Source organism: Mesorhizobium sp. C372A, from assembly GCF_030323245.1.
Taxonomy (GTDB): Bacteria; Pseudomonadota; Alphaproteobacteria; order Rhizobiales; family Rhizobiaceae; genus Mesorhizobium.
Genome location: NZ_CP100475.1, coordinates 1,276,358 through 1,300,138, shown reverse-complemented (window position 1 = coordinate 1,300,138; position 23,781 = coordinate 1,276,358). Strand labels below are relative to the sequence as shown.

At 64.0% G+C, this 23,781-nt stretch carries 23 protein-coding genes and 1 pseudogene; 19 read left to right on the top strand and 5 right to left on the bottom strand.

Features of this window, described 5'->3' with window-relative positions:
* Positions 1-34: 34 nt before the first annotated feature.
* From iolG to NLY42_RS06015, 7 genes and pseudogenes are all read left to right on the top strand, one after another.
* Complete coding sequence (gene iolG, locus NLY42_RS06045) at positions 35-1,030, top strand: inositol 2-dehydrogenase (protein WP_023727844.1); 996 nt, start codon at positions 35-37, stop codon at positions 1,028-1,030.
* Positions 1,031-1,060: 30 nt separating this feature from the next.
* On the top strand, positions 1,061-1,855 hold the full coding sequence (locus NLY42_RS06040; protein ID WP_023755473.1) for an SDR family oxidoreductase: 795 nt from the start codon (positions 1,061-1,063) through the stop codon (positions 1,853-1,855).
* 63 nt (positions 1,856-1,918) lie between these two features.
* On the top strand, positions 1,919-2,182 hold the full coding sequence (locus tag NLY42_RS06035; RefSeq protein ID WP_023755472.1) for a type II toxin-antitoxin system Phd/YefM family antitoxin: 264 nt from the start codon (positions 1,919-1,921) through the stop codon (positions 2,180-2,182).
* Positions 2,179-2,599: pseudogene (locus tag NLY42_RS06030) on the top strand (type II toxin-antitoxin system VapC family toxin). The gene NLY42_RS06035 and the pseudogene NLY42_RS06030 overlap by 4 nt, the downstream one beginning before the upstream one ends.
* A 473-nt stretch (positions 2,600-3,072) precedes the next feature.
* On the top strand, positions 3,073-4,164 hold the full coding sequence (locus tag NLY42_RS06025) for a 3-deoxy-7-phosphoheptulonate synthase (protein WP_023687409.1): 1,092 nt from the start codon (positions 3,073-3,075) through the stop codon (positions 4,162-4,164).
* Between the two features lie 75 nt (positions 4,165-4,239).
* A complete protein-coding gene (locus NLY42_RS06020; protein ID WP_023687408.1) occupies positions 4,240-4,599 on the top strand; it encodes an ArsR/SmtB family transcription factor in 360 nt (119 codons plus the stop codon).
* Positions 4,577-5,092 (top strand): SRPBCC domain-containing protein, encoded by a 516-nt coding sequence (locus tag NLY42_RS06015; protein WP_023755471.1) that lies wholly within the window; start codon positions 4,577-4,579, stop codon positions 5,090-5,092. The genes NLY42_RS06020 and NLY42_RS06015 overlap by 23 nt, the downstream gene beginning before the upstream one ends.
* Positions 5,093-5,207: 115 nt before the next feature.
* Here NLY42_RS06015 and NLY42_RS06010 read toward each other — a convergent pair whose 3' ends face one another.
* Positions 5,208-5,843, bottom strand: a complete 636-nt coding sequence (locus NLY42_RS06010; protein WP_023672340.1) for a LysE family translocator — start codon at positions 5,841-5,843, stop codon at positions 5,208-5,210.
* Between the two features lie 126 nt (positions 5,844-5,969).
* On the opposite strand from NLY42_RS06010, the gene NLY42_RS06005 reads away from it, so the two are divergent.
* Positions 5,970-6,668 (top strand): helix-turn-helix transcriptional regulator, encoded by a 699-nt coding sequence (locus NLY42_RS06005; protein ID WP_023687404.1) that lies wholly within the window; start codon positions 5,970-5,972, stop codon positions 6,666-6,668.
* A gap of 11 nt (positions 6,669-6,679) precedes the next feature.
* Here NLY42_RS06005 and NLY42_RS06000 read toward each other — a convergent pair whose 3' ends face one another.
* A complete protein-coding gene (locus tag NLY42_RS06000) occupies positions 6,680-7,789 on the bottom strand; it encodes a Gfo/Idh/MocA family protein (protein ID WP_023687403.1) in 1,110 nt (369 codons plus the stop codon).
* 213 nt (positions 7,790-8,002) lie between these two features.
* Between NLY42_RS06000 and NLY42_RS05995 the strand changes: the two genes are divergently transcribed.
* The 9 genes from NLY42_RS05995 to phnN all read left to right on the top strand — a co-directional run bounded on the left by NLY42_RS05995 (position 8,003) and on the right by phnN (position 17,822).
* Positions 8,003-8,848, top strand: a complete 846-nt coding sequence (locus NLY42_RS05995) for a MurR/RpiR family transcriptional regulator (protein ID WP_023672343.1) — start codon at positions 8,003-8,005, stop codon at positions 8,846-8,848.
* 152 nt (positions 8,849-9,000) lie between these two features.
* Positions 9,001-10,935, top strand: a complete 1,935-nt coding sequence (locus NLY42_RS05990; RefSeq protein WP_023755470.1) for a bifunctional 5-dehydro-2-deoxygluconokinase/5-dehydro-2-deoxyphosphogluconate aldolase — start codon at positions 9,001-9,003, stop codon at positions 10,933-10,935.
* Positions 10,936-10,968: 33 nt separating this feature from the next.
* Entirely contained in the window at positions 10,969-12,819 is a 1,851-nt protein-coding gene (gene iolD, locus NLY42_RS05985; RefSeq protein WP_286455401.1) for a 3D-(3,5/4)-trihydroxycyclohexane-1,2-dione acylhydrolase (decyclizing), read from the top strand.
* Between the two features lie 145 nt (positions 12,820-12,964).
* Positions 12,965-13,882, top strand: a complete 918-nt coding sequence (iolE, locus tag NLY42_RS05980; RefSeq protein ID WP_023695973.1) for a myo-inosose-2 dehydratase — start codon at positions 12,965-12,967, stop codon at positions 13,880-13,882.
* A gap of 9 nt (positions 13,883-13,891) precedes the next feature.
* Positions 13,892-14,140, top strand: a complete 249-nt coding sequence (locus tag NLY42_RS05975) for a hypothetical protein (RefSeq protein ID WP_023672345.1) — start codon at positions 13,892-13,894, stop codon at positions 14,138-14,140.
* A 192-nt stretch (positions 14,141-14,332) separates the two neighbouring features.
* Entirely contained in the window at positions 14,333-15,145 is an 813-nt protein-coding gene (gene iolB, locus NLY42_RS05970) for a 5-deoxy-glucuronate isomerase (protein ID WP_023672346.1), read from the top strand.
* Between the two features lie 154 nt (positions 15,146-15,299).
* Complete coding sequence (locus tag NLY42_RS05965) at positions 15,300-16,007, top strand: DUF1045 domain-containing protein (protein ID WP_023703742.1); 708 nt, start codon at positions 15,300-15,302, stop codon at positions 16,005-16,007.
* A 34-nt stretch (positions 16,008-16,041) separates the two neighbouring features.
* Entirely contained in the window at positions 16,042-17,196 is a 1,155-nt protein-coding gene (locus NLY42_RS05960) for an alpha-D-ribose 1-methylphosphonate 5-triphosphate diphosphatase (RefSeq protein ID WP_023694645.1), read from the top strand.
* The gene (gene phnN, locus NLY42_RS05955) at positions 17,193-17,822 is read left to right on the top strand and encodes a phosphonate metabolism protein/1,5-bisphosphokinase (PRPP-forming) PhnN (protein WP_023744939.1); all 630 of its coding nucleotides are present in this window, start codon (positions 17,193-17,195) and stop codon (positions 17,820-17,822) included. Before NLY42_RS05960 ends, phnN begins: the two co-directional genes overlap by 4 nt.
* A gap of 2 nt (positions 17,823-17,824) precedes the next feature.
* Here phnN and NLY42_RS05950 read toward each other — a convergent pair whose 3' ends face one another.
* The 3 genes from NLY42_RS05950 to NLY42_RS05940 form a co-directional block, all read right to left on the bottom strand.
* Entirely contained in the window at positions 17,825-18,811 is a 987-nt protein-coding gene (locus tag NLY42_RS05950) for an ABC transporter permease (protein WP_023672350.1), read from the bottom strand.
* Positions 18,812-18,855: 44 nt separating this feature from the next.
* Positions 18,856-20,394 (bottom strand): sugar ABC transporter ATP-binding protein, encoded by a 1,539-nt coding sequence (locus NLY42_RS05945; RefSeq protein ID WP_023672351.1) that lies wholly within the window; start codon positions 20,392-20,394, stop codon positions 18,856-18,858.
* Between the two features lie 122 nt (positions 20,395-20,516).
* Positions 20,517-21,479, bottom strand: coding sequence for a sugar-binding protein (locus NLY42_RS05940; protein WP_023672352.1), 963 nt, complete (start codon positions 21,477-21,479; stop codon positions 20,517-20,519).
* Between the two features lie 580 nt (positions 21,480-22,059).
* Between NLY42_RS05940 and NLY42_RS05935 the strand changes: the two genes are divergently transcribed.
* Together NLY42_RS05935 and NLY42_RS05930 are read left to right on the top strand one after the other, a co-directional pair.
* A complete protein-coding gene (locus NLY42_RS05935; protein ID WP_023832680.1) occupies positions 22,060-23,163 on the top strand; it encodes a LacI family DNA-binding transcriptional regulator in 1,104 nt (367 codons plus the stop codon).
* Between the two features lie 218 nt (positions 23,164-23,381).
* Positions 23,382-23,564 (top strand): hypothetical protein, encoded by a 183-nt coding sequence (locus NLY42_RS05930; RefSeq protein WP_198022217.1) that lies wholly within the window; start codon positions 23,382-23,384, stop codon positions 23,562-23,564.
* Positions 23,565-23,781: the final 217 nt, after the last annotated feature.

The following is a 23,781-nucleotide window of genomic DNA, read 5'->3' as shown; positions in this document are numbered from 1 at the left end:
TCTCTCGAACCCATCCCCCTAGAGGAAATACCCCATGACTGTTCGTTTCGCCCTCCTCGGTGCCGGCCGCATCGGCAAGGTCCATGCCCGCGCCGTCGGCTCCAACCCGCAGGCCAGACTGGTGGCCGTTGCCGACGCTTTTGAAAAGGCGGCGACCGAGTTGGCAACCGCCTATGGCGCCGAAGTGCGCACCATCGACGCGATCGAGAAGGCCAAGGACATCGACGCCGTGGTCATCTGCACGCCGACCGACACCCATGCCGATCTGATCGAGCGTTTCGCCAAGGCCGGCAAGGCGATCTTCTGCGAGAAGCCGATCGACCTCGACGTCAAGCGTGTCGAGAAATGCCTGGCCGTGGTCGACAAGGCCAAGGCGACGCTGATGGTCGGTTTCAACCGCCGCTTCGATCCGCATTTCGCCGCCGTGCGCAAGGCGATCGACGACGGCGCCATCGGCAAGGTCGAGATGGTCACCATCACCTCGCGCGATCCAGGTGCGCCGCCCGTCGACTACATCAAGCGCTCGGGCGGCATCTTTCGCGACATGACAATCCACGATTTCGACATGGCGCGCTTCCTGCTCGGCGAAGAGGTGGTCGCGGTCAGCGCCCATGCCTCGGTTCTGGTCGACGAGAAGATCGGCGAAGCGGGCGATTTCGACTCTGTCAGCGTCATCCTCGAAACCGCGTCCGGCAAGCAGGCCGTCATCTCCAATTCGCGCCGCGCCACCTATGGCTACGACCAACGCATAGAGGTGCATGGTTCCAAGGGCATGGTCGCCGCCGAAAACCAGCGGCCGGTGTCGATAGAGGTCGCCAACGAGAAGGGCTATACCCGCCCGCCGCTGCACGATTTCTTCATGACCCGCTATCTCGACGCCTACGCCATCGAGATCGCCGCCTTCATCGCCGCCGCGACGTCGGGCAAAAAGGCATCGCCGAGCGGCGCCGACGGCCTCGTTGCGCTAAAACTGGCCGATGCCGCGCTGAAGTCGGCGACATCGGGCAAGACCGTCCGCCTCGACAAGTAAGAACCGGAACCAGGGCACAGGAGCAGAGCGATGAGCACATCCGCCGATCGCAATTCGAACACGCGCGCTATCGTCACCGGCGGCGCGCAAGGCATCGGCTTTGCGGTCGCCGAAGCGCTGGCCGACGAGGGCTGCAAGGCGCTGGCGCTCATCGGCCGTTCGCAGGAGAAGGGCGACAAGGCTGTCGCCCACTTCAAGAAGGCAGGCGTCGATGCGATCTACATCAGCGCCGACGTCTCGAAAGTGGCGGACTGCAAGCGCGCGGTGGCAACCGCGATCTCGCATTTCGGCAGCATCAACGCGCTGGTCAACGCCGCCGCCACGTCCGCGCGCGGTTCGCTGGTCGAAACCTCCGAGGAGACCTTCGACCAGATTTTCCAGACCAACGTGCGCGGCCCGTTCTTCCTGATGCAGGGCGTGGTGGCCCATCTCCTGGACAAGAAGGCGCCGGGCTCGATCGTCAACGTGCTGTCGATGTCGGCACATTGCGGCCAGTCGTTCCTTGCGCCCTATTCCTCCAGCAAGGGCGCGCTGGCGACGCTGACCAAGAACGTCGCCAACGCCTATCGTTTCAACCGCATCCGCTGCAACGCCGTGCTGCCGGGCTGGATGGACACCGAAGGCGAGGACATCGTGCAGAAGAAATGGCACGGTGCCTCCGACGACTGGCTGGCAAAGGCAGAGGCCGGCCAGCCCATGGGCCAACTGGTGAAGCCGGATCAGTTGGCGCGGCTGATCAGCTACATGGCCAGCCCGCAATCCGGCGTCATGACCGGCTCGCTGGTCGACTATGACCAGAACGTCGCGGGGACCTCGCCGGAGTAGCTTCAAACCCTGTTGCAGCAACATCGCCATTCCCAGATAGTCATGATAGTCACTAGGGATGCGATGCTAACGTCATCCAAAGGCACCAACTGGACGGTTTCCGGGGCAAAAGCCCGGCTCTCCGAGGTCATCGAGCGCGCGCAGTCCTCGCCGCAGACGATCACCAAGAACGGCAAACCAAGCGTGGTTGTCGTCTCGGCCGAGGAATGGCAGCGCAAGATCGCACGCAAGGGTACGCTTGCCGAGTTCCTGCTGGACTCGCCGCTGCGCGGCGCCGATCTCGACCTTGAACGTCAGCGCGACGAACCGCGTGACCTGCCGCGGTGAGACTGCTGCTCGACACGAATGTCCTGTCCGAGGTGACGAGGCCAGCGCCTGTCGCACGTGTCCTGGGCTGGCTGGACGAGCTTGATGAGGACCGCTCCTTCATCAGCGTAGTGTCGATCGCCGAGATCCGGCGCGGCGTCTCTCTGATGGATGAGGGCCGCAAACGCGAGGCGCTGGCCGAATGGCTCGCCCGGGACCGGCCCCAGCGCTTCGAACAGCGGGTTTTGCCGGTGGACGATGCGGTTGCCTTGGCCTGGGGCGACCTGATGGGTTTTGGCAAGCGCCGGTCGTGGTCTATCGTCGATGGACGGCCTGATCGCAGCCACTGCGATTGCGCACGAGCTCACCTTGGCAACGCGCAATACGAAACATTTCGAAGGCTTGGGAATTGAACTCTTCGATCCATGGACGGCATGAGCCGCTCCGCGTTATACGTGTTGGCGATTGGCGAAACCGCCGGCACTTCGTCATCCACGGGCGGAGCAAGGAGCGTAGCGACGCAGCGCAGACCCGAGGATCCATGCCGCGACTTCAGAGCGCTGCTACGGTCCAGAATTCTGCTCCGCCGCACTCCACGGCCCAGGTCACGGTATGGATCCCAGGGTCTCCGCGACGGAGCTTCGCTCCTGCTCCGCCCAGGGATGACGAAATCGCGAGGATTCGGCCCATCCCGAATTGTCTCCGCATACCCCACGTGACAAGCGCCTCCGCATCGACTATATGAGCCTCATGATCAACCTGACCGCCTCGTATTGGTACTTTAGCAGCTCGCTGGCGGCGGGAGGATTGCGCTCGATCTGAAGATTGCAGCAACAAGTCCGAACAGCCGCCAGACCTGGCGGCTTTTTTGTATCAGCCGGCAGGTCTCCTAAAAACAGGAGCAGAAAGCCGTGTTGACCACCACAGACGATCTTCGGGTCAAGGAAATCCGAGAATTGAGTACGCCGGACGAGGTGATGCGGGAGATCCCGCGCACGCTGACGGCAACGCGCACCGTGAGCGCATCACGCAACGCCACCCATGCCATCTTGAACGGCACCGACGACCGGCTGCTTGTCATCGTCGGCCCGTGTTCGATCCACGACCCGGTCGCGGCCGTTGACTATGCCAGCCGGCTAGTGGCGCTGCGCGAGACCCTGTCCGACCGGTTGGAGATCGTCATGCGGGTCTATTTCGAAAAGCCGCGCACGACTGTCGGCTGGAAGGGCCTTATCAACGACCCCGATCTCGACGGCAGCTTCAACATCGACAAGGGGCTGCGGATGGCGCGCAACGTGCTGTCGGCGGTCAACAATCTCGGCCTGCCCTCGGCCACCGAATTTCTCGACATGACGACGCCGCAATACATTGCCGACCTCGTCGCCTGGGGCGCCATCGGCGCGCGCACCACCGAGAGCCAGATCCACCGCGAACTGGCTTCCGGCCTGTCCTGCCCGGTCGGCTTCAAGAACGGCACCGACGGCAATCTCAGGATCGCCGCCGAGGCGGTGAAATCCGCCGCCCAGCCGCATCATTTCATGGCGGTGACCAAGGGCGGACGCAGCGGCATTGCGACTACTACCGGCAATGAGGACTGCCACGTCATCCTGCGCGGCGGCGTTCAGCCGAATTACGATGCGGCGAGCGTCGAGGCGGCCTCGGTCGAACTTGCCCGCATCGGCGTCGCCCCCCGTCTGATGATCGACGTCAGCCACGCCAACTCGAGCAAGAAGCCGGAGAACCAGCCGAAGGTGGCGGCCGATGTCGCCGGTCAGGTCGCGGCGGGCGACGAACGCATCATCGGCCTCATGATCGAGAGCAATCTCGTTGCCGGCCGTCAGGATGTCGTGCCCGGCAAGCCGCTCGTCTATGGCCAGAGCATCACGGATGGCTGCATCGATTGGGCGACCACAGAGACGGTGCTGCACGGCCTCGCCGGCGCCGTAGAATGGCGCCGCTCAGCCCGCCGCGCCATGATGGAGAACCGGCCGGGCGCCGCCTGATACGAGGCGATGCGCGGGAAGGACGCTGCGGCTCCCCTTGCACCCCGGCCACCGGTCTGCTAGATACTGAACCATATGGTTCAGTATGCCGACTTGGACTCCTCGTTCGCCGCGCTCTCGGACGCCACCCGGCGTGGCGTTCTGGAGCAGCTCGGACGCGCAGATGCTTCGATCACCGAGCTTGCCGGAAAGTTCCACATGACCCTCACGGGCATGAAGAAGCACGTCGGCGTCCTGGAGCAGGCGGGGCTCGTCACCACGCAGAAGGTTGGCCGCGTGCGGACCTGCAAGCTCGGCCTGCGCGGACTGGAGGAAGAGGCGGCCTGGATCGAGCGGCACCGCCTGCTCTGGGACGCACGCTTCAACGAGTTGGACAAGGTTGTCGAGGAATTGAAACGGAAGGAGAAAGCCGATGCGCCAAAGAACCGAGAGTGAGCCCACGAACAACCGCACGACGGTCGAACGGACGTCCGAGCGCGAGCTGGTCGTCACGCGAACAGTCAACGGTCCGGCGCGCATCGTGTTCGAGGCGTGGACCAAGCCCGAGCTGTTCAAGCAGTGGTGGGTGCCGAAGTCGATGGGCATGTTCCTGCGTTCCTGCGAGATGGATGCTCGTACAGGAGGCACGTACCGCCTAGTGTTCGGCCACGACGCCTCGGACCTTCACGAATTCTTCGGCAGGTATATCGAAGTGACACCGCACTCACGCCTCGTCTGGACCAATGAGGAAGGTGGTGACGGTGGACCCGTCACCACGCTGACCTTCGAGGAAAAGGGTGGCAAGACGCTGCTGGTCATGCACGAACTCTATCCCTCGAAGGAGGCTCTCGACGCGGCCGGTACCGGGGCGGCGGATGCGATGGGCGAGACGTTCGAGCAATTGGACGAGCTTCTCGTCGTCTTGGGCGAGGGCGTGAGGCGGTCATGACGTCATCGGTCTCGCGGACGGGGTAGCTGCCGCCCTCGACGACGAAAAGACCGGGACAGTGATCCGCAAGCGCCGCGCCGAGGCGAAGAAACGCGGCGTCATCGCTTGATCGGGATCACGCTGCCCTCAACCCTTCCCATGCCGTAAACACCGAGACCGCAAACAGCAGCAGTCCGGCCGCCCGGCCCGCAAAAGCGGTCGCCCGCGGATTGGCCACCAGCAGATTGCGGCTGCGGCCGGCGGTGATGGCGAGCCCGCCATAGATGGCGGCCTGCGTCAGCATCGTCAGCAAGCCCATGACCGTCGCCTGCATCCAGATCGGGCCGTAATCCGGCTTCAGGAACTGCGGATAGACGGCAAATATGAAGAGATAGGCCTTCGGGTTGATCAGGCAGGTCACCAGTCCCTGGCGAAAGGCCTTCCAGGCCGTACGGCTGCCGGCGGGCCCGTCGTGGCCGACGGTGATGGAACTGCGCATCAGCGAGATGCCGATGAAGGCCATGTAGGCGGCGCCGGCTATCAGCAGCGGCTTGTACAGGATCGGTACGAAATGCATCAGCAGGCCGACGCCGATGGCGCCGTTCAGCGTGTGCACGATGCCGCCGACCATGATGCCGCCCGTGGCGGCGAGGCCCCGGTCGCGGCCGCCGGTGAGCGCATTGGCCAGCACGAACAGCATGTCCATGCCGGGCACGATGATGATGCCGGACAGCAGGATAAAGAACAGCCAGAGATTTTCCGCGTAGCTCATGTCAGTTGCTTGTCGCTTCCTGCTGGGGTGCCGTGGAGGAATTTGTTGATTTTCAACCCGATAGGCAGTCCAATAAATCATCCCAACTGACGGGGATGTGTCAGTAGCGTTCATCAGGGAGAGGAAATGCGCAAGGCGTCGCGGCTGTTCGAGATCATCCAGATCCTGCGGCTGGCGCGGCAGCCGGTGACGGCAGCCATGATCGCCGGGCAGCTGGAAGTCACGATGCGTTCGATCTATCGCGACATCGCCGCACTGCAGGCAATGCGCGTGCCGATCGAAGGCGGGCGCGGTATCGGCTACATATTGCGTCCCGGCTTCGACCTGCCGCCGCTGATGTTTTCGATCGAGGAGATGGAAGCGATCGTCCTGTCGCTCGCCCTGCTGGAGCGCACGGGAGACAGCGAACTCAAGCAGGCGGCCAAGCGCGTCAGCGCCAAGATCGCCGGCGCCGTGCCGCCGCCGTTGCGCCAGGCGTTCGACGCCAACGCACTGCATGTCTGGGGGTTCGCAGCACCGGCAATCGGCACCATCGATCTGGCGCTTGTGCGCCGCGCCATCCGCGACGAGGAAAAGCTCGACCTGTCCTATCGCGACGAAATCGGCCGCGCCTCCGAGCGGCTGATCCGTCCGATCGCGCTGATCTACTATTCAGAAACCGCCAACATCGTGGCCTGGTGCGAATTGCGCCAGGCCATCCGCAATTTCCGCAGCGACCGCATCGCGGATTGCCGGGCGACCGGCCTGCGCTTCAAGGGCGAAGGCGATCGCCTGCGCCAGGTCTGGGTCAGTGGCTGGGAGGCGAACGCTGTCGCTGGCGGCTGAAGCGAGCGGGTTTACCGCACATCCACCCAGCGCTCTTCCTCGAACGACCTCGCCATCGCGTGCACGGTGCGCTCGATCTCCAGCCCTTCGGCAAATTCGATGACCCGTGCCGGCTTGCCGGCAAGCCGCGTCAGCAATTCGTGGCACTCGATGATCTTGAGGTCGTTGAAACCGAGCCCATGGCCCGGCGCCGGGAGGAAGGCGTCGTAAGGCTTGTGGTGCGGCGCCACCAATATGGTGCGGTAGCCCTGTTCGGTCGGGCGATCGGCGGTGACGTAGAGCTGGATTTCGTTCATCCGCTCCTGGTCGAACAGGATCGATCCCTTGGAGCCGAAAATCTGTATGGCGATGCGGCCCTTGCGGCCCCAGGCCGAGCGGTTGACCAGCAGCGTGCCGGCAATGCCGTTTTCCAGATGCATCAAAACGCTGGCGATGTCGTAGGTCTCCACCGCACGGCGGCCGCCGCTGGCCAGCTTGCGGTCGACATAGGGTTTGGCCATGTCGCAGATGACTTTTGCGACGCGGCCGAACAGCGTCGAGACCAGCGACAGCGGATGCACGGCGAAATCGTCGAGCGCGCCATAGCCGGATGCGGCCTCATGCTTCCAGAAGAACAGCGCTTCGGGGTCGGCCATGAAGTCCTCGTCCATCTCGATGCGCAGATGGTTGACCTCGCCGATGATCTTTTCCTCGAGCAGCGCGCCGATGTGGCGGATGGCCGGGCTCTGTATGTAGTTGTAACCAAGCGCTGCGACCTTGCCGGACTTCTTCGCCGCGGCCGCCATCGCCGCTGCTTCGGCAAAGCTCGGCGCCATCGGCTTCTCGCACCACAGATGTTTGCCGGCTTCGAGAATAGCGATGGCCATCTCCGGATGGAACTGATTGGGCGTGGTCAGCGAGACGATATCGACCTCGGGGTCGTTGACGACGGCACGCCAGTCGCCCGACGCCTTGGCGAAGCCGAACTCACCGGCCTTGCGCTTGGCCAGCTCCTCGTTGACCTCGCCGAGATGGACCAGCTTCGGCTTGGCGACATCGGGAAAGACGGCGCCGACGGCGCTCCACGCAATGGCGTGGCATTTGCCCATGAAACCCGTGCCGATAAGACCAACGCCGACCATTTCTTTCTCCCAATACCTGAAGCGATCGATGGATGAATTAGTCCATTTCTTCTCCGAATGGAATGTCTGCCTCATTTTTTATGGCCTTCTTGCGCAGGCTCGCTATGATGGGGCAGAGAGGACGTCACTTGAGTTAAAGAGAGCATGATGTCGTCCGAAAACCGCTGCACACTTTTCGGCATCATGCTCTAGATGAGCTTGGACGGGGCGACGATGGACGAACGGGTACCTCGCGACTTCGAGACGCTGCGCGCCACGATCCTCGATCGCCGTGAAACCTTGCCCAAGCGCATCGCCCAGATCGCCGCCTATGCGCTCGACAATCCCGACGACATCGCCTTCGGCACCGCCGCCAGCATCGCCGCTTCGGCGGGCGTGCAGCCGTCCACCTTGATCCGCTTTGCCCAGCAACTAGGCTTCGACGGCTTCACCAGCCTGCAGCAGGTGTTTCGCGAGCGGCTGCGCGAGCGCAATTCCTCTTATGACGAACGCCTGCAGGCGCTGCGCGCCAAGGCCGATGCGGGTGCTGGACACCGCGCCATCTTCGACGGCTTCGTCGCCGCCGCCAGCACTTCGCTCAACGACATCTCACGCTCGCTGGACGAGGCCCATCTGGAAGACGCAATTGCGCTGCTGGCCAAGGCCGAGACCATCTATGTCCTGGCCAAGCGCCGCTCCTATCCGGTGGCGAGCTACATCGCCTATGCGCTGGGCAAACTGAAGATCCGCAACCAGCTGATCGAATCCGCCGCCGGCCTCAATGCCGAAATGGTCGCCTTCGCCACCCCGGCGGACGCCGTCATCGCCATCAGCTTCTCGCCCTACGCACCGGCCACCATCGAGGAGGCCCGCACCATTTCCGAACAGGGCGTGCCGATCGTCGCCATCACCGACAGTTCGTTTTCGCCACTCGCCCAGTTCGCCAAGGTCTGGTTCGAGGTCGCCGAGGCCGATTTCGCCGGCTTCCGCTCGCTGTCGGCCACCATGGCGCTGGCCATGGCGCTCACCGTCGGCGTCGGCGAGAAGCGGCGCAGCACCGGAAAGAAGCGTAAGGCCTAGGCCGGCGCCCGGCGCTCGAATTCGCGGAGGAATGCTCATTCCATATTGACTATGGATTGGAATTATTATTTCATATTCCCGGCGCCACGCTGCCGCTCGCGCGTGTCCCCCAACTACGTTGCTCAAGACAACAAGACCGACGGGAGGTTCCAATGAGCGAAGCCATGGACGCCAAACAGGCGACGCTCGATGTCATCACCATCGGTCGCGCTTCCGTCGACCTTTACGGCCAGCAGATCGGCTCGCGGCTGGAGGACATCACCTCCTTCGCCAAATCGGTCGGCGGCTGCCCGGCCAACATCTCGGTTGGCACGGCGAGACTAGGCCTGCGCTCGGCGCTGCTCACCCGCGTCGGCGACGAGCAGATGGGCCGCTTCATCCGCGAGCAGCTCAGGCGCGAAGGCGTCAATGTCGATGGGCTCAAGACCGACCAGGAACGGCTGACGGCCCTGGTGCTGCTTTCGGTCGAGAGCGAAGGCGTCTCGCCAATGATCTTTTATCGCAGCGACTGCGCCGACATGGCGCTCGCCGAAGAAGACATCGATGAAGCCTTCATCGCCTCGGCCCGTTCCATCGTCGTCACCGGCACGCATTTTTCCCGGCCCAACAGCGACGCCGCCCAGCGCAAGGCGATCCGCATCATCAAGGCCAGGGGCGGCAAGGTGGTGTTCGACATCGACTACCGCCCCAACCTCTGGGGCCTCGCCGGCCATGCCGAAGGTTTTGAGCGCTATGTCAAATCCGACCGCGTCTCAGCCCAGCTGAAGACGGTGCTGCCCGATTGCGACCTCATCGTCGGCACCGAGGAAGAGATCATGATCGCCTCGGGCGCCGACGATTGCCTGAGCGCGCTGAAGACGATCCGCGCGCTGTCCAAGGCAACCATCGTACTGAAGCGCGGCGCCATGGGCTGCATCGTCTATGACGGGCCGGTCAGCGACGATCTGGAAGACGGTATCGTCGGCAAGGGCTTTCCGATCGAGATCTACAATGTGCTCGGCGCGGGTGATGCCTTCATGTCCGGTTTTCTGCGCGGCTGGCTCGGTGGCGAAAACCTGGCAACGGCGGCGACCTGGGCCAATGCCTGCGGCGCCTTCGCCGTGTCGCGGCTGCTCTGCGCGCCGGAATATCCGACCTTCGAGGAATTGCAGTTCTTCCTCAAGAACGGCAGCAAGCACTTAGCGTTGCGCAAGGACGAGGCGATCAACCACATCCATTGGGCGACGACCCGCCGCCGCGATATCCCCTCGATGATGGCGCTCGCCTGCGACCACCGTGTGCAGCTTGAGGACGTCGCGGCAAAGACCGGCGCCGATCCGGCGCGCATCCGCGATTTCAAGGTGCTGGCGGTCAAGGCTGCGGCGAAAGTCGCCGCCGGCCGCGACGGCTATGGCATGCTGATCGACGAGAAGCATGGCCGCGAAGCGATGTTCGAATTCGCCCGCCACCCCTTTGCCTGGCTCGGCCGTCCCGTCGAACTGCCGGGCTCGCGGCCGCTACGCTTCGAGTTCTCGCAGGACATCGGCTCGCAACTGGTGGAATGGCCGGTCGACCACTGCATCAAATGCCTGTGCTTCTATCACCCCGACGATCCGGCAGCGCTCAAGGAAGAGCAGCAGCAGAAGCTGCGCTCGCTGTTCGAAGCCGCGCGGAAGGTCGGCCGGGAGCTTCTGGTCGAGATCATCGCCGGCAAGCACGGCAAGCTCGACGAAACGACCATCCCGCGCGCCCTGGAAGAACTCTATGCGCTTGGCATCAAGCCGGACTGGTGGAAGCTCGAACCGCAGGCGTCGGCCGGCGCCTGGGCCAAGATCGAAGCGGTGATCCTGAAGCACGATCCCTGGTGTCGTGGCGTCGTGCTGCTGGGTCTCGAAGCGCCGCAGGACGAACTGGAAGCGGCCTTTGCCGCCACCGCCAAGGCACCGATCGTCAAGGGCTTTGCCGTCGGCCGCACCATCTTCGTCCACGCCGCCGAACAATGGCTGGCGGGCAAGATGACGGATGACGAGGCTATCGCCGACATGGCCGCGCGCTTCGAACAGTTGACCGAAGCGTGGCTTGCCGCGCGTGGCCGTAAAGCAGCATAAAGGCGCGGCAAGAGGACTGCGGAGGAAAACACCATGAGCAAGACAATCCGCCTGACGATGGCGCAGGCGCTGACCCGCTTTCTGAGCAAGCAGATGACCGAGATCGACGGCAGACGAGTGCCCATCTTCGGCGGTGTGTGGGCGATCTTCGGTCACGGCAATGTCGCCGGCATCGGCGAGGCGCTGTACCAGCTGCGCGACGAATTGCCGACCTTCCGCGCCCACAATGAGCAGGCGATGGCGCATGCGGCGATCGCCTATGGCAAGGCCAATTTCCGCCGCCGCTTCATGGCCGCGACCTCTTCGATCGGCCCCGGTGCGCTCAACATGGTGACGGCGGCGGCGCTCGCCCATGTAAACAGGTTGCCCGTCCTGTTTTTGCCGGGCGATGTCTTCGCCAACCGCATTCCCGACCCGGTGCTGCAGCAGGCCGAGGACTTTTCCGACGGCACCGCGACGGTCAATGACTGCTTCCGTCCGGTGTCGCGCTATTTCGACCGCATCACCCGTCCCGAGCAGATCATCCCGGCATTGGCGCGGACCATGCAGGTGCTGACCGATCCGGCGGAATGCGGCCCGGTGACGCTGTCGCTCTGCCAGGACGTGCAGGCCGAGGCCTATGACTATCCCGAGAGCTTTTTCGCCGAGCGCGTCTGGCACCAGCGCCGGCCGCGTCCGGACCGGCATGAATTGGCGGCGGCGGTCACCGCGCTGAAGGGTGCGAAAAAACCGCTGATCATCGCCGGCGGCGGCGTGCTGTATGCGCAGGCTTCGGACGAACTGGCGAAATTCGCCGAGAGCGCCGGCATTCCGGTCTGCGAGACGCAAGGCGGCAAGTCCTCGCTGCCCGACACACATCCGCTCAACATGGCGGCGGTCGGCGTCACCGGCACGTCCGCGGCCAACCGGCTGGCGGAAGAAGCCGATGTCGTGCTCGCCATCGGCACCCGCCTGCAGGATTTCACCACCGGCTCGTGGGCGCTGTTCAAGAACTCCGGCAAGACCATCATCGGGCTCAACGTGCAGCCTTTCGACGCCGGCAAGCACCGCGCGCTGCCGCTGGTCGCCGATGCGGCCGAAGGGCTCGCCGAACTCGGTGCTGCGCTGGGGAACTGGAAAGCACCGGCGACATGGACCGACAATGCGACCCAAGGCAAGAAGGCTTGGCAGGCCGAAGCCTCCAAGGTGACGGCGTCGACCAACGCCGCCTTCCCGTCGGACGCGCAGGTGATCGGCGCCGTGCAGCGCGCGCTGGGGTCCGGCGTGACCTTGCTGAACGCGTCGGGCGGCCTGCCGGGCGAGTTGCACAAGCTCTGGCAGGCAGGCGCGCCCGGCTCGTACCATGGCGAATATGGCTTCTCGACCATGGGCTACGAGATTGCCGGCGGGCTCGGCGCCAAGATGGCCAAGCCCGACCAGGAGGTCGTCGTCATGGTCGGGGACGGCTCCTACCTCATGATGAATTCCGAAATCGCCACGTCGGTGATGCTTGGCCTGAAGCTGACCATCGTGGTGCTCGACAACAGGGGTTATGGCTGCATCAACCGGCTGCAGATGGCCACCGGCGGCGCCAACTTCAACAACCTCCTGAAGGACGCGCGCCACGAGATCCTGCCCGACATCGACTTCGCCGCGCATGCGGCCAGCATGGGCGCTATTGCCGAGAAAGTGCCGTCGATCACCGGCCTGGAGACTGCGCTGCAAAAGTCGAAAACCAACGACCGCACCACCGTGCTGGTCATCGACACCGACCCGCTGATTTCCACCGATGCCGGCGGCCATTGGTGGGATGTCGCGGTGCCGGAAGTCTCCGCACGGCCGCAGGTCAACGCAGCCCGCAAGGCCTATGACGAAAAGCGGCAGATGCAGACAATCGGCGATTGATGTACATGCACCCGCCCCCTACCTCCCCCTTGTGGCGAGGTCGGACCGAAGGTCCGGGTGGGGGGCTCGCGCCGCACCCCACCCCGCTGCTTCGCAGCGACCCTCCCCACAAGGGGGAGGGTGAACAAGAAACCGGAGCTAAAACTTGAAAGCCAAACTGGGCATGTCCCCCATTGCGTGGTGGAACGACGATCTTGCCGAACTCAGCGACGACGTCTCGCTGGAAGAGTGCCTGCGCCAGTCGCGCTCGGCAGGTTTCACCGGCATGGAAATGGGCCGGCGTTTTCCAAACGACCCCGAAATCATGCTGCCGATCCTGAAGCAGGCCGACGTGACGCTGTGCGGCGGCTGGTTCTCCGGCACCCTGGTCGATGAGGACATGGGCAGGAACAAGGATCGCATCCAGCCGATGATCGACCTGTTCAAGGCGGTGAATGCGCCTTGCATCGTCTATGGCGAGGTCGGCCGCTCGATCCAGGGCGATCGCTCCAGGCCTCTCGCCACCAAGCCGAAATTGTCGAACGACGAGATGAGGGCCTATGCCAGGCGCCTCACCGAATTCGGCGAATGGTGCGCCGAGCAAGGCATGCCGCTGTCCTATCACCATCACATGGCGGCAGTGGTCGAGACCGAGCCGGAGCTCGATGCCTTCATGCGCCATTCCGGCGAAGGCATTCCGTTGCTGCTCGATGCAGGGCATCTCGCCTTTGCCGGCGGCGACGTGCTGCGCGCCATCGACAACCACCACAAGCGGATCAGCCATGTCCATGTGAAGGATGTGCGCATGGGCGTGATCGACGGGCTCGACCGCACAAAGCAGTCCTTTCTCGACGCCGTGGCGCTCGGTGCCTTCACGGTGCCTGGCGACGGTTCGCTCGATTTCGGCGCCATCGTGCAGCGCTTCGCCGACCATGGCTATGAAGGCTGGTTCGTCGTCGAGGCCGAGCAGGACCCGAAAAAGAACCCGCCGCTGAAGATGGCCCAAGTGGGTTATAAGGAGCTGATGCGGGTGATGACGGCGGCCGGCTACACGGTCGAGACGCAAGGCTTTCCCAATGCGTAAGCCGGTCCGATGAAGGATTACGAGCACCCGTTCTTCCGGCCGCTGTGGCGGCGCGTTGCCGTCGTCGCCGTCTGCGTGATCTGGGCCGGAATAGAATTCGCCTCCGGCACCCCATTCTGGGGCATCATTGCGCTCGGCTTTGCCGCCTACGCCGTCTGGCAGTTCTTCTACCTTTACAAGCCGGTGGAGGAGAGCAAGGCTGCGCCTGATCGACCGAAGACCGGCGAAGCGAAGGCGGACGCCGAACCGAAGGAATGAAGCGGCCGTGGCTCGGAAGGGCTTGCGGGTCGGACACTGGACACCTGGCGTATCGCCTACGTCGGTGATTGGCCGGAACGTCCCTCGCTTCGTCATCCTAGGGTCTTCGCGACGGAGCTTCGCTCCTGCTTCGCCCTAGGATGACGAAGTTGAGAGGCCGACCTCGAAGACTTGCGATAGGAGAGACAAAACATGTCGAAACTGCTCGTCAAAGCCGACAAGGGCCATGGCCGCGTCGCCCATGTCACGCCCAAAAGCGCCGGATGGACCTATGTCGGCTTCGACCTGCACCGCCTGAAGCCGGGCGAGACCGCATCCGGCAAGACGCAGGATCGCGAAGTCTGCCTGGTGTTCGTCACCGGCAAGGGCACGGCAAGGGCCGGCGGCCAGGAACTCGGCCTGCTCGGCGAGCGCATGTCGCCCTTCGAGGGCAAGCCGTGGTCGGTCTATATTCCGGAGGGTTCGGACTGGTCGGTCACCGCCGACACCGATCTCGAACTCGCGGTCTGCTCGGCGCCGGGCTTGGGCGGCGGCTTGCCCGTTCGCGTCATCGCACCCGACGACCTCGGCCAGGAGACTCGGGGCAAAGGCACCAACACGCGCTACGTCACCAACATATTGCCCGAGGGCAAGCCCGCCGACTCGCTGCTGGTGGTCGAGGTCATCACGCCCGGTGGCCACACATCGAGCTACCCGCCGCACAAGCACGATCAGGACAATCTGCCGGCCGAATCCTATCTTGAGGAAACCTATTACCACCGCCTCAACCCGCCGCAGGGCTTTGCCTTCCAGCGGGTCTACACCGACGCCGACAAGTCGGGCGCCCGCGAACTGGACGAGGCGATGGCGATCGAGGACGGCGATGTCGTGCTGGTGCCCAAGGGCTATCATCCGTGCGCGGCCTGTCACGGCTACGACCTCTATTACCTTAACGTCATGGCCGGGCCGAAGCGGACGTGGAAGTTCCACAACGCGCCCGAGCACGAATGGCTCATGAAGGCCTGATCGGCCTTCGCTTGCGCCGGAAGCTGTTGGTCTAGCAGCGAAAAATCGTCGGCTAACGATCCATGGGGTCGATTTGCCTTCGAAAACTCGCATAAGCTTCGTCAATCCGTCATGGAAATCACCTATGGCAGCGGGCTGACGAGGATTTTTTTCGATGCGCTACGCCATTTATTTCACCCCGAGGCAGGACGAACCGCTGGCGCGGATCGCCGCCAATTGGCTGGGCCGCGACCCCTTTGGCGCCGCCACCAGGCCGGTCGAGGCGGTGGGCGAGCTGTCGGCGGCCGAAGTCGCCTTTCACACCGCATCGGCGCGGCGCTACGGTTTTCATGCGACGCTGAAAGCGCCCTTCCGGTTGGCCGCCAACGAAACCGAAAGCTCGTTGCGCGCGGCGCTGGACGCCTTTGCCGAAGCAACGCCGACGGTCACCATCCCGCGCCTGGTCGTCAGCCAGATCGATGGTTTCTTCGCTTTGCTGCCGGAAGGCCCGCTGCCGCCGCTCAACCGTTTCGCCGATGATGTCGTGCTTAGCTTCGACCGTTTTCGCGCGCCGCTCACCGAGGCCGAGATCGAGCGGCGCAGCCCGGATTCGCTGAAGCCGGCCGAGTTCCGCAATCTCTGCCAGTGGGGCTATCCCTATGTGTTTGAGACCTTTCGCTTCCACATGACACTGTCCGGCCGGGCCGGGCCGCAGGAAAGCCAACGTCTGCGCGCGGCAATTGACAGCCTGTTCGCCGATGTGCTGCAGCAGCCGGTGCTGGTGGATGCGCTGACGCTGTTCGTCGAAACCGAACCGGGCGCTCCGTTCATGGTGCTTTCGCATCATGCGCTCGGCCGCCGCGCTGCCCGAAAAACCGCCTGACCGCAATTCGTCCGAGTAAGCAAGGACTGCCTGAATGACCGCCGAAACTGTTCTCCACAACGCCCGCATCGTGCTTGCCGACGAGATCGTCGAAGGGTCGCTCGTGCTGCGCGACGGTTTTATCTCCGGCGTCGACGCCGGCACCGGCCACACCGGCGGGAGCATGGGCGGCGAGGACATGGGCGGCGACTACATCATTCCCGGCCTGGTCGAGCTGCACACTGACCATCTCGAAGGCCACTATGCGCCGCGCCCGAAAGTGCGCTGGAACCCGATCGCCGCCGTCCTTGCCCATGACGCGCAGGTGGCCACCGCCGGCATCACCACCGTGCTCGACGCTTTGCGTGTCGGCATGGACGAGGACGCGGATATTACCTCCGACGACATCCGCAAGCTCGCCGGCGCGATCGAGGACAGCGTCGCGAAAGACCGGTTGCGGGCCGACCATTTCCTGCACCTGCGCTGCGAGGTCTCGGCGCCGGATTGCTTGCGGGCTTTCGCCAATTTCGATGGCGACGAGCGGGTCAAGCTGGCCTCGCTGATGGACCATGCGCCGGGACAGCGTCAGTTCGTCAATCTCGAGACCTACGCCCATTACTATCAGCGCAAGCTGAAATTGACCGATCGCGACTTCCAATTGTTCTGCGAAAAGCGGATGTCGGAATCGGCGAAGAATTCGGGACCGAACCGGGTGGCGATATCAGCCGCCTGCAACGAGCGGGGCATTGTGCTGGCGAGCCATGACGACGCCACATCAGGCCATGTCGACGAGGCGATCGAGCAGGGCGTGCGCGTCGCGGAATTCCCGACCACGCTGGAAGCCGCCAAGGCCTCGAAGGATGCCGGGCTCGGCGTACTGATGGGCGCGCCCAACGTCATGCGCGGCTCCTCGCATTCGGGCAATGTCTCGGCCCGCACGCTGGCCGGCGACGGCCTGCTCGACATATTGTCGTCCGACTACATTCCCTTCAGCCTGATCCAGTCGGCCTTCTTCCTCGGCGACGTCGTCGAGGGCATTTCCCTGCCGCAGGCGGTTGCGATGGTGTCGAAGAATCCGGCCGAGGCGATCGGCCTCAACGACCGCGGCGTCATCGAACAGGGCCGCCGCGCCGATCTGGTGCGTGTGCGCGTCGACGACCATGTGCCGGTCGTGCGCACTGTCTGGCGCCAAGGGCGCCGGGTCGCCTGATGGTCTCGGCGTCGATCGAGCGCGAACTCAGCAGCGAGGCCTTTCCGCTCCGCAACGGCGTGTTTGTCGCCGTCGTCGGCCCGAGCGGCGCCGGCAAGGATACGGTAATCGGCTATGCCCGCACCTTGTTTGCCGACGAGACGAGGCTGGAGTTCGTCCGCCGGGTCATCACCAGGCCGAGCGACGCCGCAAGCGAGGATCACGACACGCTGGCCGACGCCGCCTTTGCCGAGGCCCAGGCCGACGGCGCTTTCGCCATTTCCTGGGAGGCGCACGGCCTGCGCTATGGCATCCCGGCCGATGTCGACTGGTCGATAGCCAATGGCCATGTCGCCGTGGCCAATGTCTCGCGCGCAGTCATCCCGGTGCTGCGGGAGCGCTATGCCAATCTGGCTGTCGTCGAGATCACCGCTTCGCCGGAAATCCTCGCCGAGCGTCTCGCCCAGCGCGGCCGCGAATCGCGCGGCGAAGTGCTGGCTCGGCTCGCCCGCAGCGCCAATGTCGCTTTGTCCGGACCCGGTGTCACCTCCATCGACAACGGCGGCCAGCGCGAAGCCGCCGGAGAACGCTTCGCCGAGGTACTGCGCAAGGCGATGGCCTTCTCGGATATCTCCGGCGTGATGTAGCGCTACTCGGCCGCGACAGTCTTGCGGCTGGCATCGAGCATCAGCCGCCTTGCGCGGAACACGCCCCATTGCTGGTCGACCAGCACGCCGATCAGGATCACGCCGCCCATCACCGCGAAGTTGAGCGAGGACGGGATGCCGAGCAGATTGACCAGGTTCTGCAACTCCTGCAGCAGCACGGTGCCCAGGATGACGCCGACCAGCGAGCCTTCGCCGCCGCGCAGCGAGAAGCCGCCGAGAACGGCGGCGGCAATGGCGTAGAGCTCGTAGAACTGGCCGTGGCTGGCCGGCGAGATCGAGCGCGTGTACATGGCGAAATAGATCGCCGACAGCGCCGTCAGCACGCCGCAGATGACATAGGCGGCCATGACGACACGGCCGGTGCGAATTCCCGAATATTTCGCCGCCTCTTCGTTCTTGCCGATGGCATAGAGGTAGCGTCCGAACACCGAGCGGTGCAGCACCACCCACATGACGATCGAAATGACGATCAGTGCGATGAAGCTGTTGGGCACGCCATAGCTGCGGCCCGCGGTGAGGAATTCGAGCTCGGGAAAATTCTGGCCGAAGGCGAAGCCGGCGGTGCCGTCGGCGGTATAGAAACGGGCGACCCCGCGATAGATCAAAAGGCCGCACAGCGTGACCACGAAGGGCTGCAATTTCAGCCTTGTGATCAGCCAGCCATGCGCCAGTCCGATGATGCCGCCCAGCACCAGGATCAGCGGCAGCGCCAGCGGCCATGGCATGTCGCGCACGGCGATGAAATCGATGAATAGCGTGCCGAGCAGCGCCACCAGCGATCCCACCGACAATTCGATGCCGCCGGTAATGATGACGAAGGCCTGGCCGATGGCGAGGATCCCGAACAGGCCGATCAGGTTCGAGGTGTTGGCGAGGTTGATCGGCAAAAGAAAGCGCGGGTTGATGGCGGTCACCACGGCGCCGACCACCAGGATCAGGATCAGCAGGCCGAGATCTTTTTTGCTCATCGTCTTCTCCCCAATGCGCCGGACCGGCAATCGCCTGAAGCCCGCTAGTTTGCCGGCTTGCCGACCGCCAGCAACAGCACGTTTTCCTGGCTGAATTGTTCTTTGTCGAGAATGCCCGAGATCTGGCCCTCATGCATGACGGCGATGCGGTCGGACACGCCGATCACCTCTTCCATGTCGCTGGAGATCATCAGCACGGCCACGCCGGCATCGGCCAAGGCTCGCATCAGCCCGTAAATCTCGGCCTTGGCGCCGATATCGATGCCGCGCGTAGGCTCATCGAGGATCATCACCTTCGGGTTCATCGCCAGCCATTTGCCCAGCACCACCTTCTGCTGGTTGCCGCCCGACAGCGTGCCGGTTCGCGTCTGCACCGACGGCGCCTTGATGCCGAGATTGCTCTTCTGCTTCTCGGCGGTGGCGGTCTCGGCGCTTGCCGACACCAGTCGACGCTTCGCATGCGCCGGCAGGTTGGGCAGCGAGATGTTCTGCGCGATCGACAGGTCAAGCAAAATGCCGGTCAGCTTGCGGTCTTCCGGAACCAGAAAAATGCCATGCGCGACCGCATCGGCCGCCGAACCCAGCACAAGCGGCTTGCCGTCGAGTTCGAGCCCACCGCCAAGCGTGCTGTCTATGCCGAAGAACACCCGCGCCAGTTCGGTGCGGCCGGAGCCGACAAGGCCGGCGAGGCCGAGGATTTCACCGCGCCTGATGTCGAGGTCGACCGGCCGGGCAGGGTAGGCGGGGGTGCGGATGGCTTTGGCCGAGAGCGCAGTGGCGCCCGGCGCCCGAGCCGCCTCGGAGGCCTTCTCGCGCTCCTTCAGCATGCGGCCGATCATCAGCTTGACCATCTGGTCGTGGTTGATGGCGCTCTTCGGCAAGGTGCCAGCCAGCATGCCGTCGCGCAGCACCACGACGCGGTCGGCGACGCGCTCGACCTCATGCAGCCGGTGCGAAATGAAGATGACGCTGATGCCATCGGCCTTCAGCGCCTTGATGACGTCGAGCAGCTTGTCGGTTTCGGCGAGCGGCAGGCTCGACGTCGGCTCGTCGAGGATCACCAGCCGCGCCTTGATCGACAGTGCCTTGGCGATCTCGACCATCTGCTGCTGCGCCAGCGACAGCGAGGCAACCGGCGTATCGGCGGAGAAATTGGCGCCGACGCGCTTCAGCAGTGGCGCCACCATTTCGCGCAGCTTGGCGCGGTCGACCAATCTCAGCGGCCCGCCGCGCAACGGCTCGCGGCCGAAGAAGATATTGGCGGCAACATCGAGGTTTTCGAAGAGATTGAGTTCCTGGTGGACGAAGGCGATGCCCGACCCCAGGCTGCCTTCGACGGTGAGCCCGTCATGCGCAACGCCGTCGACGGTGATGGCGCCGCTGTCCGGCCTGGTGACGCCGCCGAGGATCTTCATCAAGGTCGATTTGCCGGCGCCGTTTTCGCCGACCAGGCCGATCACCTCGCCCGGCCTGACCTCCATGGAAAAGCCGTCCAGCGCCACCACGCCCGGATAGGTCTTGCGCACGTTCTCGAGGCCGAGGAACGGGGTGGTTGCGACGATAGATGGGTCGGAATAATTCATCACGCCATATTTGATCAGGCTTGCCAGCAGCCGGTGGGCTACAGACTGACGGGCCTTGGCCGACCCGTCAACACGATCGCCGGCTCAAGGCGAACCCTGAGCCGGCGCAACTGCTCGTGGTCTCAGTTTCCGGACATCGCCTTCAGATTGGCGGCATAGGTGTCGACATCGTCCTTACCGATGATCTTGGTCGGGATGATGATCAGGCCGCCTTCCGGAATGCCTGATTTGTCGCCCTTGAGATAGGCGGCCATCAGCTTCATGCCCTGATAGGCCCATTCGAAGGGCTGCTGCACGACGGTGGCCGCCACGGTGCCTTCCTTGACGCCGCCCAACGTGATCGGATCGTCATCGAAGCCGACGACGGTGATCGAGCCGAGCTTGCCGGCGTCGCGCAGCGCTTCATAGATGCGCGGCGTGTTGTAGGAATAGAAGCCGACCATGCAGGTGATGTCGGGGCTGGCGACCAGCGCGTCCTCGACATTCTTCTTGGCGCGCGCCTGGTCGATGTCGTCGCCGCGCACGTCCACCAGTTCGATCTTGCTGCCGGCGAGGCCGTCCTTCATGCCCTGGATGCGTTCCTTGGCATTGTCGGCGCCGAGCAGGCCGACGAAGCCGAGGCACTTGCCGCCGTCCGGCATCGCTTTCTTGGCGATCTCGGCCGCCTGCTTGCCGGCGTCGACATTGGACGAGCCGATATAGGCAACACGCTTGGTCTGCGGGGCATCGGAGTCGGTGGTGAACAGCGCCGTTTCCGACGCTATCTTGTTCAGACCGTCGGTCGAGGTCTTGGGATCGACGGCCGAGACCATGATGCCCTTGACGCCGGCGGTCACCAGATCATCCATCAGCCGCTGCTGGATGGCGACCGAGGACTGCTCGGGATATTTGAGTTCGAGATTGTAGTCGGGCAATTCGGCCTGCGCCTTCTTGACGCCGGCTTCGGCGGCCTTCCAGAAATCGGAAGCGCCGTTGACGACGAAGGCCAGCGTCGGCTTGTCGTCGGCGCGCGCAATGGCTGTCGCGGTCAGGCCAAGCAGCAGGGCTGCGGTGGCCACGGATGCATGTCGTATCAAGGATTTCATGTTCAACCTCCCGTTTTGGCTCAGTCGTCGGACTGAACCGATCTTGCATTCACTGACTTGCCGCTCGCGATTTGGACGCCCTCCTCCTCAGGGGTTCCCGGCGCTGAAGAATGGCGTCGTCGGTCGCGATCACGGACATTAGAGACTCATCCCGTGCTCGTAAATAGTCTGATTTGTCTGACATATCACATGTCCGAGACCACGCTTGCGGAGGCAAACCCCGCTCGCCATCGGGCCATTCACGTGCACTTCTCGCCGCACGGGTCCCACCTGACCGGACACGGCGGATTGACGTTACAGCGTCGTTTTGTATTAGTAAACACTATTAGCAGAGGTCCCGCGCGGACACTCGGCGGTGGCCCTAGGTCTAGTTTTCCCGAACAGGTGCAGCACCGCTTCGCGCAAGCAGATGCCTTGCAGTCCTCGAATTTCACGCGGCCCGCAGCGGCATGGCGGGGAACTTCAAAGCTGCTAATAAAGATAAACGCCTTCGACTATTTCCATCGGTCGACGGCGCGACACCATCTTGTCGGTGTGGCAGGCTTGCGACTAGACAGGCTGGGGATTGGGACGCAATGCCATGAGCGAGACGAGGGATCCGGACGACACGGCGAAGCGGCGCAAGGCGCCGGCGAGAGCCGCCAAGGGCGGCCGCGTCACCATGACCGACATCGCCAGGGCAGCCGGGTGCTCGCAGGCGACCGTCTCTTTCGTGCTCAACGATTCGCCCGGCATCCGGCTGTCGCAGCAGACGCGCGAGCGGGTGATCGACGCCGCGCGTGCGCTCGGCTACGCAGCACCCGCCTTCTCGGCGCTGCGCAAACCTGTTCCCGCCTTCGATGGACTTGACAGTGTCATCGGTTTCGCCGTCGACCAGCTGGCGACAAGCCCGGAAGCCGTTGTCGCCATCGAGGGCGCGCGCCAGGCGTCGTGGAACGCCGGCAATGTGTTGCTCGTGGCGCAGACCATGGGCGACTCCGTCATGGAGCCGCGCGCCATTGCGGCGCTCACCAGGCGCGGCATCTCGGCGCTGGTCTACATGACCATCTTCACCCGCGAGATCACGGCACCGGACTTCCTCTACGGCCTCGACATCCCGGTCATCCTGCTCAACTGCTACACGGCCGATTATGCCTTCCCGGCCGTGGTGCCGTCCGAGATCGCCGGCGGCCAGAACTCGACCCGGCATCTGATCGGCCACGGCCACCGCCGCATCGCCACCATCACCGGCGAGCCGTGGATGCAGGCCGCGCAGGACCGGCTGAAAGGCTACCGCAGAGCGCTCGCCACCGCCGACATCCCGTTCGATCCCGAACTGGTGGTCGAGGGCGACTGGTCGGCGAGCGCCGGCTATGCCGCGACCGTTAAGCTTTTGGCGCTCAAGGAGCGCCCGACCGCCATCTTCTGCCAGAACGACCGCACAGCCATCGGCTGCTACGAAGCGCTGAAGGAGGCGGGCCTGCACATCCCGCAGGACATCTCCGTCGTCGGCTATGACGACGAGGAGATCGCCCGCCACCTGTTCCCGCCGCTGACAACATCGATCCTGCCGCACATGGCGATGGGCCAATGGGCGATCGAACAGCTCGAAGTGCCGCCGCCTCCCGGCCGCGGCCGCTATCCAATCACCAAGCTGGAATGCCCGCTGGTGCAGCGGGATTCGGTGGCAGCTGTGGCTGGATAAAGCTGAACCAGCCCATCCCGATGCAAATCGGGATGGGTCTGTTTGGTGTTTGCGCCTCAGGGCAGGGTCAATCCGGGAACGTGCCGCGGTTAGAACCGCAAGACGACGAAGGAGCGCCTGCGATAGCAGCGCCGGCGCAACCGGCCATGCCGCCAGAACGTGCGGCAGTGCCGTCTCCAGACATGCCGCCTGTGGTGGCGACGATGGTGCCATCGCCGATGCGATATCTGCTCGACATCGCCCGGGCCTTCGTCGTCATCAAACGAATTGGCATCCTGCTTGTCGAGTTCATCGAGAATGCCGTTACCGATATTGGGAACCCCGGCCACGGCCTCGAGAGGCCGAACCGCGGTAGCAAGCGCCGCGGCCCCTGCAACGCCGAACAATGCTGTCAAGAATGATCGCCGATCCATCAAAACCTCCATCAGCAAGACAAGGCTAACATGACGAGCCTAACACAAAGCAGCTAGAGCGGGTGATACAAAAGGCCAGAGGCGAATCTTCGAGCCGGCCCAAACGGGTGACCGGACGGACGGCAGAGGTCGGAGCAAGGCCGCTACCGGGCGGCGCGCTTCCTTCGGCTCGGCGACCAAGCCATGCGGAATGCCGCCGATGAAA